Here is a 14,232-nt window from a genome sequence, read left to right as displayed (position 1 = left end):
GTTAACCACAGGTTAATTAAGCGCAGACTAAGGCAATCTGTATAAAATGAATGAAGGTTTTAAGGCATCCTCATTTAAGGTACCCTTTTCTTTCAAGCCATTCGACCTGGGGCCTTGTATATTTCCAGATAACATCGGCTTTGGAATCCTGAATTTCCCAGGGGTTCGCTATTACTATATCGCCTTCGCGAATCCACATTCTCTTTTTCTTGGACCCGGGAATCCGGCCCATTCGGACGACTCCGTCCATACATTGTAATGTGACCCTTTTTGAACCAAGTAAACCTGATACAGTTGCAAGAACTTCATTTCTGTCCTTACGGGGAGTACGTACCCTTGTTACTTCCGGAGCGTCTCCTGCACCTACAGATTTATTTGATCCTACTCTTTTCTTTCTCATAGTGCTTCTATAATTAGCCAAATTATTCCTCCGATTTTTGTTTCTTATTCAATAGTTTTAATTTCGAATAGTTTTTCTTGCTTTTACCCTTAATTCGCCTGTTTTTGCTTCTTTCCGAATATCTATACAGGTCTTCACTGTCTGATGCTATTAACTTTCTCAGAGAGACCTGATAGAACGATTGTTTCCTGGTTCCCAAAACCCCCTGAACAAAAGGTAAAAAGCAAAGCGAATCAAAATAAATAATGAAAATGAATTGAGCATTAATCCAGGCTAAGCCTTAAAGCTGGCTAAATCTTTAAAATTAATACTCAACGCTGATTGTTTTTAGAATCTCCTGTGGTTAGGAAGACATTCTCTACAATAGACTGGTCTGTCAGGGTCAGGTCTGAATGGTACCTGAGTTTCAGCGCCACAATCCGAACAGATTGCGTTGTGCATTTCCCTGGGACCTCCGAAGCCTCTGCGGTTGCTGTCCCTTCCCCTGAAGGAATTTCTGTCATTAAAAACCATTTTATTCTCACCTCCGCTTACAGCGGATAGTCATTAGTTTAAAAATAAGATTGTATATTGCTCTTTGATTAAAAACAGAAATAGTTTTTAATAACAGATTATACATCTCTTTATTTTTAATACTCTTAATATACAATCAAATTATATAAATCTTACCTATAAAAATCATACTCATGCAGAAAAATGCTTTTTGCGTCAGAAAATTAAAGTAAGCTAATGGAATAACCTCAGAAATTACAGGTAAGTGTTTGAGGAAGAAGCATGGGAAAGAAGAGAAGGGTTTAACCGAGAGCTGGTTAAAACCGGAGTGAATAGGGAGAATACAGTCTTATCGAGTTTACCTCATTATTTCGGGTGCTTACTTGAGGTACCCTTTCCTTTCAAGCCATTCGACCTGAGGCCTTGTATATTTCCAGATAACATCGGCTTTAGAATCCTGAATATCCCAGGGAGCGACGATTACTACATCTCCCTCGCGGATCCACATTTTCTTGTTCTTGGATCCTGGAATCCGCCCCATCCGGACTATACCGTCCATACACTGCAATGTTACTCTTTTTGAACCTAAAAGGCTTCCTACGGTTGCCAGAACTTCGTGGTTTTCTTTGCGCGGAGTGCGTACCCTTGTTACTTCCTGCGTGGCGGGTGTGGCGCCCCCGGCCCTTGCTTTTCTTTTTCTTATATTGCTTCTATAGTTCGCCAGGTTAACTCCTCTTTGTTTATCAGTTTGGTTTATTTTATTATGATTTGTTACTTTCTTGTCAAGTTATCGAACATTCTACACTAATCGATGCTTCAGGTACTTTGACGTGAAGGTTCATAAATGGATAGGAATTAAAGAACCTCTAAAAACCTGAATCTCTGAAGGCGCCTGAACCTCAGGGATTTCTACATATCAAAGATCCTTAAAGACCCTTCACTGTTCCCCAGCCCAGAACCTGAGTGTTTGCTTCAAAACCCTTTTAAGCATTTATATATATCGCCAAGCTATAAAAATGCTGCAAACGGTTCTATATCCATGAGTAAGTAAATTAAAGCATTAATAAAATTTCGGGATTATAAGATCCCTAACCAGCTATAAGGTAAAAATTTAGAACAAAAAGGAAGCAGGTGTTGATAATTTTAAAATCAGCACTCACCTTAATTTAAAAGCTTTTAATTTAGAACTTCCTGTGGTTAGGCAGACAATCTCTACAGTAAACTGGTCTTCCTTCAGCTGGCTTGAATGGGACCTGGGTCTCTACACCACAGTCAGAACAAACTGCGGGATACATTTCCCTGGGACCGCTGTTGCCGCCTCTGAAACCTCCGCGGTTACTATCTCTATTTCCCCGGTTGCTGTCTCTTCCCCTGAAAGAGCTCCCTCTGTTATTAAAACTCATTTTCGTTTCACCTCCGCTTATAGCGGATACAGTCTAAGTTGCTATAAAAATAAGATCTATACATTCTTTTATTAAAAACAAAAATGAGTTTTTAATAACAGATTATATGACTCTTTATTTTTACTGCAATTATGTCCGTGGCTTTTATACTATATAAATATATCTGCAAAATACCTCGATTACAACAATAAAAACCTGATAATAAAAGAAAGCTTTTCGGATTATCAATCGCGGTTTTAATTGAAGAAAACAAATAAGGTAGACTTAGAAGTGAGAATAAACATTAAATAAAAAATAAATGAAAGAGAAGATAAAAATAAAGAGACGAAAAATAATAAATTAATGAACTCTCATTATCTGCTCTTACTGGCAATTCTATTTGAAGTCTGCGGAACTACATGCATGAAACTTTCCCAGGGTTTCTCAAAACTTCTTCCTTCTATACTAATTTTTGTTTTTTACTCGGTCAGCTTTTTCTTATTTACCCTGGCCCTTAAGGGTATGGATGTCAGCATTGCATATGCAGTATGGGCAGGATTAGGTACAGCTCTGATTACTGTTGTCGGGATTTTCTGGTTTAGGGAACCTGTCAATTCTGTGAAAATAATTTCTCTTTTCATAGTCGTGGCAGGAATAATCGGGCTTAACCTCAGTGACAGAATAGCCTGAAAAAACCTGAATAACCCTGAAACAATAGTCTCAAATATGGAGTCTACCAGCAGACACATAGTTCTTTCTTGAACATATTCATCTCCTGAGACAACGGCTAAAAATAAGAAAGATATTTCAGGCAGCCCCTGAGATCCGCCCTCTCAGGAACTGTCTGAAAGACTCTTCGTGTAAGGATTTAATCCTAATGCATACGGTATCCGACACCGTCTTGTTACCGATGTAGTTAGGTTCTCATCCCACAAGCCGAGAATTGCAGGTCTGCCTGCAAGTCTGAATCCCTACAGAGAAATATGGCCATTTCTGCTGCCACTCACAACCTCCCTTCCTGAAAATCAGTTACAGGACAGGTTGCCTGTATGGGATTCATAAGCGACCTCTGCTGCAATTGCTCCGGAAGGAATCAAAGTGCGCGACGATATTACAAAAGAGCAGAGGTCGCATTTTCCGTTCGAACTCCCTAAAGTTCATTTTTTTCAGTTTTTCAAGTATTTATCCATTTTTGAATTTTCTTTCTTATTTTTAAGATCTTTATTCTTTCAATTCTAAAGATCTTTAAACTCTTGATTTGTTACATCCCAACTTTTGACTTTACTTCTCGGGAGGCAAGTTGGGACTAAATCTAAAATTGTAAAATTAAAATATAAGTATACTTTTTTCAATAGTCCAATAATCTCTCTGGTTGAGAGCTTTTAAAGCTTGATAATACTTTATTTCCCTTTATGAAAGATGAAAAAAATTCAAAATTGTAAAATATTACAGATAAACTCCTATGTAATTAAATTATGAGTTAAAAGCCTAAAATAAGAATTTCAATTATTTAATATTCTTTTTATTATAGGTTACATCTGTTAATATTTCTGAAAAAACAAAAAATCCCAGAAACCTTATTCTATAGCTTACATTGTGGATATACAATCCGAAAATTTCATAACAGGCATGGGATAAGCTCCAGATATTGATTAAGATCTGGAGGAATAGTTAAAGTCGGGCACATTCTCTTGCTCAATCTCTCTTCTCTAAACTCAGGGATGATCAGGAGATTTCGGCGCATTTACGGTTACCCTACCTTTGCTTGTGCTATTTTTGCAAGAGACTCAGAGATGATCAGGAGATATGGTTACCTTACTCTTTCTTGTGCTATTTTTGCAAGAGCATATAACTGTGCTGCCAAAAGAAATGTATCCATACAAATGCCTACCTTGCCTATCTCACAAACCCGCCCATAGTCCCACTGAGGCGACGCTTTGTTGTAGGTTAGTTCTCTATTTTCGGTTTTGTTTTGTGTTGTACATTGTAAAAGAATGTAAAAGATAATTAATAGAGGTTATTAAATTAATGGGACAGTTAATATATAAATTATTAATTTAATCTGTATATTAACAAATTACGGTCGTTATAACAATGACTATCGGTTCAAACTTATCTTGTCTTGAACCGGAGGGGTTAATGTAATTCTGGAGGGTTAGTTTTGAAAATTATGCTTATCGGAGACTGCCGTAACCGGAAGAGGTTTAGTGCCGCATTTTTTGTCGTCTTATTTCTATTTTCATCATATGTAGGAAGTGCAGAGGTTATTTATGTAGAACCCGGAAACTCAATCCAGGCTGCAGTAAATAATTCTACATCCGGGGATATTGTAATTGTGAAAGCAGGGGAGTATCAGGAGAACATCTTTGTCAATGTTTCTGGCATAAAGATCAGTTCGGAATCTGATAGCTCTGGAGCTGTGCTTTTAAAAGCCAGGGACGGAAATTCAAGCGTATTCCGAGTTAAAGCTGATAACGTAACTATCAGCGGTTTCAATATAACCGGAACAGGGGAAATTACTGCCGCTCCTGAAGCTTCAAATTCCATAAATACCTCTGACCAGGGCAGTAATTCTAGTAATCCCGGCGATACAGGAGAAAATCCGGTTACAGATCAGGCTCCTGATCCCGAATCGAATGCGCCTGTCTATTTATGGGACGAGATAGGCTGCCCTCCGGCAGGGATCTGCCTTGAGCAGGTTAATAACTGCACAATCGAGAATAATACATTTTTCGAAAATCAGTACGGAGTTTACCTCCAAAACTCCAGGAACTGTACACTCCTGAAAAATACTTTTTTCCAAAACGGTATCTGGCTCGACGAAGGATGTGGGAAGAACTTGCTGATAAATAATATCATTGAGGGGAGTAATCTCATTATTGGAGCCCATTGCTGGGACAATATAATGTTCCAGAACCATGTCTCGAATGGCAATGGGATAAGCATTGCCTGCTGCGGTGGAAACAATCTAGTCTCAAGGAATGAAATCGTAAACTGCAGTACCGGCATCGATATTTATGACGTTCAGGCAAGAACTGTGCTTCGTGACAATCTGATTACAGGTTGCAGGGAAGGAATTTATTTGACTTTCGTCTTCGATTCCAGGATCTATAACAACACGATTTCAAATGGCAACACAGGCATCCTTCTGAAAGAAGACTGCCACGACAACGAGCTGTCTAACAACATAATAGCAGCGAATAACGAATCGGGCATCTACCTGCTGGACTACAGTGCAGATAACCGAATTTACAATAATTGTTTCAATAATAGCATAAATGTGAAAGCAGAAAATGCTGAAGGAAATGTCTGGAATACTACGCAATCTGACGGGACAAATATAATCGGGGGGCCAAACCTGGGAGGAAATTTCTGGGCAAATCTGGAAGGAACCGGTTTTTCCCAGGTCTCGAACGATTCAAACTCGGACGGGATCTGCGACCTTCCGTACAACGTTAACGGAAGTGATTTCGACTATCTTCCACTTGCAAGACCTCCTCCCGTGACTGCGGTGGATCTTACGGTCATAATCGGAATACCTGAGACAAATAATACATCTGAAGTTCCCATTGAGCTTGATCGGCGTGCCATCGATTTCGGAACCCTGCTCTCAGGGCAGTCAGCAGAGCAGTCAGTCAAACCTCAGGTTTTGAAGGTGAGCAACACAGGAAAAAGCAATGTCAGTCTTTCCGCTGAGGTCAGAGATTTTTCAGGTACGTTATTTTCAGAAGGAATCTATATCTCTTCCACTCCCTGGTCAGACTTTTCTGAAGTAATTCCAAGCAATACAAGTAAAGATTTTGAAATTATACTCCGAGCTCCGGCGAACTACTCTGGGGACGGCACTGAAAAAGGGTCTCTTATTTTCCTGGCCAAGCAGATCTGAGAGATCGGATTTAATTATTTTTGTTTTTTATTTTTTATTTTCTTAAACGAAGTCTTCCTGTATATGGTTTCTGTTGAGGAAATTTCTGGGCAACCCCAAACGAAACCGGTTTTAGCCAGAAATGTACGGACCTGGATAAAGACGGAATCTGTGATTCCCCTTATGAGGTTAATGACAGTGAATTTGATCACCTGCCACTTTGTTCTGTCTCTTAAAGGATATTGAATATAACTTGATCTGTTCTGGTTTTTCGATTAGCCAGGACTAAATTCCTTTTTTCCACTGCAAACACTAGCAAAAAATTCATTTGGGTTAAACTCCTACATTACAATTAATATGAGACAGTTGGTGGGAATATGGTTGTTTATAGCATTGGGTTTGTCCTTCGGCCTGTTTGCAGATTTGGGAGCTGCGGACCCTGTTATCCCGGATAGTGGGGACGTCAATCTTTCGGAATTCAGGGCTTTTAATCTGCTTTGCAAGTGTGAAACCGGACGCATAGTCAATGCGGTTTCTCTCTCTTCCGGGGGGAATTTTCTTGCAACAGGGGGTTTTGATCATAGTGTTTCTCTTTTCAATTCTGAGGGAAAAAAACTCTGGAACTATACTACAGGAGATGTTGTTTATACAGTATCGATTTCTTCGGATGGGACCCGTGTAGCTGCAGGTAGCAACGATAAAAAGGTATACTGTTTTACACGGAATGGTAATCTGCTCTGGAATTATGAAACTGGGGGCAGTCTGAATAGTGTGGCGATCTCTTATGACGGTTCCTATGTGGCAGCAGGCAGTGAGGACGGCAAGCTTTACTTCTTTAACAGAGAAGGCAGGCTTTTATGGAATTTCGATTCAAGGGATTCCATCCGGAGTGTAGCTATCTCAAGAGATGGTTCCTATGTTGCAGCCGGAAGTTCCAATCAGTATATTTACCTTTTTGACAGCAAAGGAAATAAAGTCTGGGAAAGAAAGACAGGCAGTGTAATCAATAGCGTATGCATGACTCCACAAGCTTACTATGTGGCTGCCGGTGGATCCAATTACAATGTGTATCTTCTTAACCAGAAAGGGGAGTTTTCCTGGATGCACAATCCTGCTTACTGGATCAGCAGCGTTTCACTAACAAGCAACGGCTCACACCTGGCAGCAGGAAGTTTTGATGATAGGGTCTACCTATTTAACAATACAGGCACAAAACTCTGGGACTATCAGGCAAAGGATGATATTTACAGCGTTGCAATTTCCCCAGATACATCATTTATTGCAGCCGGAAGCTGGGATGATACGCTTTACGTCCTCGATATGGAGGGAAAAGAGTTCTGGAACGCCAGTTGTGGAGGAAATATTAACTGCGTGTCTATTTCCCTTGATAGCTCAACCCTTGCCGCGGCAAGTGACGACGGATCAGCGTATCTTTTTGAGCGAAACCCCATGGTTTTTGCACGGCTCTTTGGAGATAGTTTCCTCTCCAATAAAGAGATCAGGGAATCCGATATTGATAAGGAAAGGGAAACCGGAATACCACTAAATGAGGGCACTTCAACGACTGAAGGTATTGAAAACATAGTTGAGATTGCATCGGCTTCTTCAGGTGAAAACTCGGCTGATATAAATAATAAAGCTAATTTGGGTACAGAGAACTACGGCTCTTTGGGGGACTCCTCAGGGCTTTCCGGATTGCTTAATTTCTTTAAGTTTCCTATAGCTCTTTTACTGGCAGTCATGATAGTAGCCATCTTCCTGAAAAACAAAACCTTCAAACGGGCCCAAGAGGAGGACTCTGACGACTTTGAAAACCTTGATGATGAAAAACACATTCCTGAAAATTAAGAAGAAAATCTGGAAATCTGAAATTTTCAGAACTGAAGGTATAAATCTCCAGTTCTGGAAATTTCCTTTCTATAAACCTCAATATTGTAAATCTCAGTCCTGTAAATCTCAGTCCTGTAAATCTCAGTCCCGTAAATCTCAATCCCGTAAATCTCAGTTATGTAAATCTTAATTCTTTAAATCTCAGTTATGTAAATCTTAATTCTTTAAATTTCAGTGCTGCAAATTTCGATACTATTAATCTCAGTACTGTAAATCTCATCCCATAAATAATAGTCATTAATAGTTATGAGATCTTATTTATAACCTGGAAGAATGTATTTCTCAGCTATGTAGCTTTTAATTATAAAGCTGATTTACATCTATAGAGTCTTAAACAGCTTAATTTTTTAAATATATGGACCTTTAGCGGTTTTCAAATATCTTTGCTTGCAGCTTCGGATAAAGCCCTTATATGGAAATCCGAATCGAGCTCCTCGGTAAGCTTTCTACACTCTTCTATGTCTATTTCGGACACTTCAACTACTGTAACTCTTGTATAGATTCCTGCCTGTTTTGCTCCTCTTATAAAATCGAGCACTGCACCATAAGCGTTTTTGTGAATCGGCCTGCAGAGTTTGTTATACTTTTCTTCGGACTCAGCGTTCAAACTTACGGAAACGGAGTCTATGCCTGCGGATTTCAATTCCGAGATCACATCTCTTCCCGGATTTATCAGGGCTGCCTGTCCGTTGGTATCAAGCCTGACCCGGACATTCCGACTTTTTAGCCAGCGGGTTATTGCAAGCACTGTGTCAAACCTGAGAGTAGGTTCTCCAAGTCCTGTGAATACAATTTCCCGATATTTTGAAAGATCCAATCCTTTCAGGGCTTCGATGACTTCTTCAGCTGCCGGTTCTTTCGAGAGCCTCAGGTTATATCCGTAAACCCCGTCTGCAAAATTGCGGATGCAGAAGATACAATCCGCACTGCAGCGGTTTGTAAGGTTAAGATAGAGATTTTTGTGAGCTTCATAGTAAATTGTGTCCATGTGACCAAAATTTCTTACATTCCTTATAACCATGACGTATTAACTCGGTTTTCATCCGGGAATTGAAAATAACCTTATATATAAGAATTTCTTATTACTCTACTTCTGCTTTTCGTTTATGACTAACGTTTTCAAGCAGAAAGTTTATAGGTGATCATGTACTTCTAAGGTTCGATCTGCGGCATTTAGCTAGCAGTATCTTGTTTCAACTCATTTACTTTCCACATTGAAGTATCTCAGGCTTTAATTTAAGAATCTGAATCTCAATGTTGATAGATGTGTGTTAAAAACCTATGATTGATGAAAAATTGCGAGTACCGCAATTTCGAAGGAGAAATTTAAATGGCACAATTAGCTAAATTCGATGTTCCAGAAGAACTTACAAACAAAGCACTTGAAGCTCTGGAGCTTGCCAGAGACACTGGAAAGATTAAAAAAGGCACCAATGAAGCCACAAAAGCAATAGAGAGAGGCAATGCAAAGCTCGTTCTCATTGCAGAAGACATAGAGCCTGCCGAGATCGTTGCCCACATCGCTCCCCTTTCCGAAGAGAAGAAAGCGCCTTACATCTTCGTCAAAAACCAGAAGGAACTGGGTGCAGCCAGCGGGCTTGGTGTGTCCTGTGCAACTGTCGCAATCGTGGATGCAGGAAAAGCAGCTGAAATGGTTCAGGACATTACCCAGAAGCTTGAAGCTCTTAAATAATCCTGATAATAAGAGGTGCTGATTATGGCTGACGAAAGCACAACCGGCGGCTTTGCTGCTGAGGTTATTGACATTATCGGGAATACGGGTATGCATGGCGAAGCCAGCCAGATCCAGTGCAGGGTTCTGGAAGGCAGGGACAAGGGTCGTGTTATTACAAGAAACTGCGTAGGCCCTGTCCGCATTGGCGACATCCTGATGCTTCTTGAAACTTCAAGAGAAGCGAAGAAACTGACCACCAGATGAGAAAGCGGTGAGATGGATGGAACAGAGGAAATGCTATTTTTGTGGAAAGATGCTGGAGCCCGGGACTGGTAAGCTCTACGTCAAGAAAGACGGCTCTACCTACTATATGCACTCTTCCAAGTGCATGAGCAACTTCAACCTGGGTAGGCTGCCAAGGCGTACCAAGTGGACCGAGAAAGGCAGAATCCAGTTGAAGAAAGCATAAGAATAGAGTTGGCAGTTTATTCGAACTATTAAGGTGTGTACATGGAACAGACATACGTTATGGTAAAGCCTGACGGAGTCCAGCGCGGGCTGGTCGGAGAGGTAATTTCCAGAATCGAGAAGCGGGGCCTAAAAATCGTCGCTCTCAGAATGAACGTTATCAGTGAAGCCGCTGCAAAAGAACACTATGCTGAACATGCAGCAAAACCTTTCTTCTCCGGTCTTGTCGAATTCATCACGTCGGGCCCTTCAGTTTCAATGGTAGTTGAAGGAAAAGATGCAATCCGGGTCATGAGGGCTATAAACGGGGCTACAAACCCTGTGGATGCGGCTCCCGGAACAATCCGTGGTGACTTCGCTCTGGATGTGGGCAGAAATGTAGTTCACGCATCCGATTCCCCGGAAGCTGCAGCAAGGGAAATCGCAATCCACTTTAAGGACTCCGAGATAGGGAAATATTCCAGGATCGACGAGGTCTGTCTGTACGAATAAGCAGGTACTCAAAGCCTTTTTCCGTGCTCCTGAGACTCCAGGACACGACTCCAGGCTTTTGTTTATCCGGTACCTGCAATATGGGTCTGTAGGGGAAAACCCAGACCCTTCTGGACCTGCAGCAAATAAGACGCGGGAATGAGAGAGGTTTTGCATATGGCCGACAAGAAAAATTTAAGGACTCCTATAGTCTGCGTGATGGGGCACGTCGACCACGGGAAAACAACTCTGCTGGACAAGATCAGGGGCACTGCGATTGTTAGTGGAGAAGCCGGCGCCATCACACAGCATATAGGGGCAACTGAAGTCCCAATAGACGTGATTGTCAACAAGCTCGGAGATCCGAAGCTTCGAGACAGGTTCATAGTGCCAGGACTGCTCTTTATTGATACCCCTGGGCACCATGCCTTTACAACTTTAAGGAGCAGGGGAGGCGCTCTTGCCGATCTTGCAATTGTAGTTGTAGACATAAACGAAGGTTTCAAGCCCCAGACCTACGAGAGTCTGCAGATCTTAAAGCGTTTTAAAACTCCTTTTGTTGTTGTTGCCAATAAGATCGACAAAATTGGCGGCTGGATCTCACAAAAAAACCTGCCTTTTGCAGCCACTTTCAAAAAACAGTCCGAGGATGTCCAGGCTCGGCTTGAGACAAAACTCTATGAGGTAATAGGCGAACTGTACAATCAGGGTTTTGCAGCAGATCGATATGACCGGGTTACAAACTTCCAGAAAACCCTGGGTGTTGTGCCTGTAAGTGCTGTTACAGGTGAAGGAATTCCTGATGTCCTTATGGTGCTTCTGGGCCTGGCTCAGAAATTCCTTGAAGCAAACCTGCAGTACAGCGCTACAGGCCCTGGAGTCGGCACTGTGCTAGAGGTCAAGGAAGAGAAAGGACTGGGTGCAACCCTTGATGTCATCCTTTATGATGGCACTCTGAAAAAGGGCGATACTGTTGTTATCGGAAGTCTGGGAGAACCCATCCAGACAAAAGTCCGTGCGCTTTTAAAACCCAGGGAACTTTCTGAAATTCATTACGAGAGCAAGTTCAAGCAGGTGAAAAAGGTTACTGCTGCTGCTGGTGTAAAGATTTCAGCTCCCGGGCTCGAGGGTGCCCTTGCAGGTTCTCCGATAAGGGTTGCTACCGAAGAAACCCTTGATGAGATTGTAGCCCAGGTAAAATCCGAGATCGATGAGGTAAGGATTGATACTGATTCGGTAGGTATCATGATCAAAGCCGATACTCTTGGCTCCCTTGAGGCTCTTGTCCATGAGTTTCAGAAAGATGAGGTTCCTATCAGGAAAGCCGAAGTAGGAGACATCTCACACCGGGATGCGGTTGAGGTGTCGACTGTCGAAGACCCGATTTATTCTGTGATTGTCGGTTTCAATGTCAAGGTTCATCCTGATGCCAGAGATTTTCTGCAGGAAAGCAATGTGAAGGTATTCACAAGTGATGTGATCTACCGCCTGGTTGAAGATTACCAGAAATATGTGAAAGAGCAGCAGGAACAGGCTGAAAAAAAGATTTTCGAAACGATAATCCGTCCCGGAAAATTCAAAATTCTTCCGGGCTGTGTATTCCGCCAGAGCAAGCCCGCAGTTGTCGGCGTAAGGGTGCTCGGTGGGGTCGTGCGGACAAATGTCGATGTTATGCTTGAAAACGGAAATGTTGTAGGCAAGATTAAGGGACTGCAGTCCGAAGGCGAGAATATTCCATCGGCAGGGGCAGGCAAAGAGGTTGCAATGGCAATTGAAGGCGCAACCGTAGGCAGGCAGATCAAAGAAGAGGATGTGCTCTACATCAATGTGCCTGAGAGGCACGCTAAGATTCTTGAGCACGAGATTTATGATTCCCTTTCAACCGATGAAAAGGAAACTCTTGATATTTTCCTTTCCCTGAAACGGAAAGACAATCCTTTCTGGGCAAAATAACGCTTATAAGTGCAAATTACGTTCAGAAATTATATCAGGCTGCACATAAGGTTCAGGTAAAAATTCAGGAAAATCCGGTTAAAGTTTCGGATGAAAAGGCAAAGGAATTATTAAAAATAAATCAGATATTGGAGGATTTCACATGGCTAGTTTCAAAGTTGTAGTTTCTGACCCAAAGGAAGGGCGTGCTTACCAGATCGATGTAAAAGATGCTGAAGCAAACGCATTAATCGGGAAAGCAATAGGCGATGTTGTTGATGGTGCGATTTTTGGCCTGACCGGATACAAAGTCCAGATAACTGGCGGTAGTGACGGCAGCGGTTTTGTTATGAAACCCGACCTCCCAGGCTCCAGAAGGCAGAGGATTCTACTTGCAGTAGGTGTAGGCTATGTCCCCAAGCAGCCAGGGCAGCGTAGGAGAAAGATGATGCGCGGCAAGGAAATTGCCCACGACATTGTCCAGGTCAATGCAAAAATCGTTGAATATGGAAGCAAATCCATAAAAGCTCTTCTCGGCCTCGAAGCCGCAGCAGAAGCTCCAGCAGAGTGATTTTTCAAGTTCCGCCTACGGGCGGGCTTAAATAATATTCACTCTATTTTTAATTTTGATTCGTTTTGATTTGACTTATTTTGATACTGTTTTTACTTATTTGGTTTTGCTTTAACTTATTTCATTTGCTATTGCATTTGATTGAAAAAAGAAATTAAAATTTCTTGCGTTTTGCTTTGACTTATTTCATTTGCTATTGATTTTAGTGTTTTTCTACTTCTTGTTTTCTTCTCTTAGTCTTTTTCCTACGAGTATATTCCCTATAACGAACCCAATTCCAATGAATATCCCAGTGCGTATTCCATTCATTAAATCATGAGACAAGTATCCATATAATGTGCCTACAATAAATGTGATAATGAAATACAAAAATCGTTCTCTTTCACTAGAGATATTTCCATGTTTACCAACTCATGACTTTGTTTTTATAAAATGTGATATTTCGATTTTGAATTAATTCAAATGGTAAAGATTGAAAATTCTATAAAACCTTAAACCTCAAAAGTTATTAAACCGAATATAATATAACATAATATTCAAAAATTTTACTTTTAGTTTACAGAACTTCTGTGCGTTATTGTTATTTTATAACATTTTATTGTTAATTTACAACATTTTTTATTTTCTTTCAGCTTCGTTATAAGCCTTAATAAATCCACGTACAGACATATAAATTAATATTAAAAGTCCGATATTAATTAAAAGGCCAAAAATAAGATAATTACCTCCAACAGATATGCTCTTTCCACTTAATTCAGAATAGTAGATAAATATAATGAAAATCAGCCCCAGTATTGCCGGGATTAAAATAACTGTTTTCGCTATTTTTTCAATGGTATTTATCTCCAATTTATACATCGTAAAATCACTTTATTATTAATTTTGAAGATAAGCTCTCAATTTTTCAATATAAGATCAAAGTAAATTGCTTTAAAAAAATTATAATTTTTATTTCAAATTATATTTCTTTGCAATCTCTTCATCTCCCTAGTCTTCCTAAAGTTTGCAAAAATTTCAGAGCACCACAGGGTTCAAATTTAGTCTAAAAATTCAAACCTTGCATTACTTTTCCTGAGCTTCCATCCT

Annotated in this window: 15 protein-coding genes; 9 read left to right on the top strand and 6 right to left on the bottom strand. The window is 40.7% G+C overall.

The window, feature by feature from the left end:
• Window positions 1-70 precede the first annotated feature (70 nt).
• From eif1A (AOB57_RS12075) to AOB57_RS12060, 4 genes are all read right to left on the bottom strand, one after another.
• A complete protein-coding gene (gene eif1A / locus AOB57_RS12075) occupies window positions 71-400 on the bottom strand; it encodes a translation initiation factor eIF-1A (RefSeq protein ID WP_054297690.1) in 330 nt (109 codons plus the stop codon).
• 327 nt (window positions 401-727) lie between these two features.
• The gene (locus AOB57_RS12070) at window positions 728-913 is read right to left on the bottom strand and encodes a CxxC-x17-CxxC domain-containing protein (protein WP_082384031.1); all 186 of its coding nucleotides are present in this window, start codon (window positions 911-913) and stop codon (window positions 728-730) included.
• A 358-nt stretch (window positions 914-1,271) separates the two neighbouring features.
• A complete protein-coding gene (gene eif1A / locus AOB57_RS12065) occupies window positions 1,272-1,595 on the bottom strand; it encodes a translation initiation factor eIF-1A (RefSeq protein ID WP_054297688.1) in 324 nt (107 codons plus the stop codon).
• 478 nt (window positions 1,596-2,073) lie between these two features.
• Window positions 2,074-2,295: a CxxC-x17-CxxC domain-containing protein gene (locus tag AOB57_RS12060; RefSeq protein WP_054297687.1), complete on the bottom strand. Its 222-nt coding sequence runs from the start codon at window positions 2,293-2,295 to the stop codon at window positions 2,074-2,076.
• 342 nt (window positions 2,296-2,637) lie between these two features.
• On the opposite strand from AOB57_RS12060, the gene AOB57_RS12055 reads away from it, so the two are divergent.
• The 3 genes from AOB57_RS12055 to AOB57_RS12040 all read left to right on the top strand — a co-directional run bounded on the left by AOB57_RS12055 (window position 2,638) and on the right by AOB57_RS12040 (window position 7,987).
• Entirely contained in the window at window positions 2,638-2,964 is a 327-nt protein-coding gene (locus AOB57_RS12055; protein WP_054297686.1) for a DMT family transporter, read from the top strand.
• A gap of 1,480 nt (window positions 2,965-4,444) precedes the next feature.
• A complete protein-coding gene (locus AOB57_RS12050; protein WP_054297696.1) occupies window positions 4,445-6,160 on the top strand; it encodes a right-handed parallel beta-helix repeat-containing protein in 1,716 nt (571 codons plus the stop codon).
• A 360-nt stretch (window positions 6,161-6,520) separates the two neighbouring features.
• Complete coding sequence (locus AOB57_RS12040; RefSeq protein ID WP_226999495.1) at window positions 6,521-7,987, top strand: WD40 repeat domain-containing protein; 1,467 nt, start codon at window positions 6,521-6,523, stop codon at window positions 7,985-7,987.
• Window positions 7,988-8,402: 415 nt separating this feature from the next.
• Here AOB57_RS12040 and AOB57_RS12030 read toward each other — a convergent pair whose 3' ends face one another.
• Entirely contained in the window at window positions 8,403-9,050 is a 648-nt protein-coding gene (locus AOB57_RS12030) for a TatD family nuclease-associated radical SAM protein (protein ID WP_054297684.1), read from the bottom strand.
• Window positions 9,051-9,359: 309 nt separating this feature from the next.
• Between AOB57_RS12030 and rpl7ae the strand changes: the two genes are divergently transcribed.
• The 6 genes from rpl7ae to AOB57_RS12000 all read left to right on the top strand — a co-directional run bounded on the left by rpl7ae (window position 9,360) and on the right by AOB57_RS12000 (window position 13,146).
• Window positions 9,360-9,722, top strand: a complete 363-nt coding sequence (gene rpl7ae, locus AOB57_RS12025) for a 50S ribosomal protein L7Ae (RefSeq protein ID WP_054297683.1) — start codon at window positions 9,360-9,362, stop codon at window positions 9,720-9,722.
• A 24-nt stretch (window positions 9,723-9,746) separates the two neighbouring features.
• Window positions 9,747-9,968, top strand: a complete 222-nt coding sequence (locus AOB57_RS12020; RefSeq protein ID WP_054297682.1) for a 30S ribosomal protein S28e — start codon at window positions 9,747-9,749, stop codon at window positions 9,966-9,968.
• Between the two features lie 16 nt (window positions 9,969-9,984).
• Window positions 9,985-10,173 carry a 50S ribosomal protein L24e gene (locus AOB57_RS12015; protein ID WP_054297681.1) on the top strand — a complete coding sequence of 63 codons (189 nt, stop codon included), beginning with the start codon at window positions 9,985-9,987 and terminating at the stop codon, window positions 10,171-10,173.
• Between the two features lie 41 nt (window positions 10,174-10,214).
• Window positions 10,215-10,664: a nucleoside-diphosphate kinase gene (gene ndk, locus AOB57_RS12010; protein WP_054297680.1), complete on the top strand. Its 450-nt coding sequence runs from the start codon at window positions 10,215-10,217 to the stop codon at window positions 10,662-10,664.
• A gap of 156 nt (window positions 10,665-10,820) precedes the next feature.
• The gene (infB, locus tag AOB57_RS12005; RefSeq protein ID WP_054297679.1) at window positions 10,821-12,596 is read left to right on the top strand and encodes a translation initiation factor IF-2; all 1,776 of its coding nucleotides are present in this window, start codon (window positions 10,821-10,823) and stop codon (window positions 12,594-12,596) included.
• 142 nt (window positions 12,597-12,738) lie between these two features.
• Complete coding sequence (locus tag AOB57_RS12000; RefSeq protein WP_054297678.1) at window positions 12,739-13,146, top strand: 30S ribosomal protein S6e; 408 nt, start codon at window positions 12,739-12,741, stop codon at window positions 13,144-13,146.
• 618 nt (window positions 13,147-13,764) lie between these two features.
• Here AOB57_RS12000 and AOB57_RS11995 read toward each other — a convergent pair.
• On the bottom strand, window positions 13,765-14,004 hold the full coding sequence (locus AOB57_RS11995; RefSeq protein WP_167829617.1) for a hypothetical protein: 240 nt from the start codon (window positions 14,002-14,004) through the stop codon (window positions 13,765-13,767).
• Between the last annotated feature and the right edge of the window lie 228 nt (window positions 14,005-14,232).

The organism is Methanosarcina flavescens, from assembly GCF_001304615.2.
GTDB lineage: Archaea > Halobacteriota > Methanosarcinia > Methanosarcinales > Methanosarcinaceae > Methanosarcina > Methanosarcina flavescens.
Note: the sequence above shows the minus strand (reverse complement) of the source record. Positions and strands in the feature narration are given on the sequence as shown.

Bases quoted from the DNA above. Each gene is read 5' to 3' on its own strand.
- eif1A (WP_054297690.1), bottom strand. From the start codon at position 400: ATGAGAAAGAAAAGAGTAGGATCAAATAAATCTGTAGGTGCAGGAGAC.
- AOB57_RS12070 (WP_082384031.1), bottom strand. From the start codon at position 913: ATGGTTTTTAATGACAGAAATTCCTTCAGGGGAAGGGACAGCAACCGC.
- AOB57_RS12060 (WP_054297687.1), bottom strand. From the start codon at position 2,295: ATGAGTTTTAATAACAGAGGGAGCTCTTTCAGGGGAAGAGACAGCAAC.
- AOB57_RS12055 (WP_054297686.1), top strand. From the start codon at position 2,638: ATGAACTCTCATTATCTGCTCTTACTGGCAATTCTATTTGAAGTCTGC.
- AOB57_RS12050 (WP_054297696.1), top strand. From the start codon at position 4,445: ATGCTTATCGGAGACTGCCGTAACCGGAAGAGGTTTAGTGCCGCATTT.
- AOB57_RS12030 (WP_054297684.1), bottom strand. From the start codon at position 9,050: ATGGTTATAAGGAATGTAAGAAATTTTGGTCACATGGACACAATTTAC.
- rpl7ae (WP_054297683.1), top strand. From the start codon at position 9,360: ATGGCACAATTAGCTAAATTCGATGTTCCAGAAGAACTTACAAACAAA.
- AOB57_RS12020 (WP_054297682.1), top strand. From the start codon at position 9,747: ATGGCTGACGAAAGCACAACCGGCGGCTTTGCTGCTGAGGTTATTGAC.
- AOB57_RS12015 (WP_054297681.1), top strand. From the start codon at position 9,985: ATGGAACAGAGGAAATGCTATTTTTGTGGAAAGATGCTGGAGCCCGGG.
- ndk (WP_054297680.1), top strand. From the start codon at position 10,215: ATGGAACAGACATACGTTATGGTAAAGCCTGACGGAGTCCAGCGCGGG.
- infB (WP_054297679.1), top strand. From the start codon at position 10,821: ATGGCCGACAAGAAAAATTTAAGGACTCCTATAGTCTGCGTGATGGGG.
- AOB57_RS12000 (WP_054297678.1), top strand. From the start codon at position 12,739: ATGGCTAGTTTCAAAGTTGTAGTTTCTGACCCAAAGGAAGGGCGTGCT.
- AOB57_RS11995 (WP_167829617.1), bottom strand. From the start codon at position 14,004: ATGTATAAATTGGAGATAAATACCATTGAAAAAATAGCGAAAACAGTT.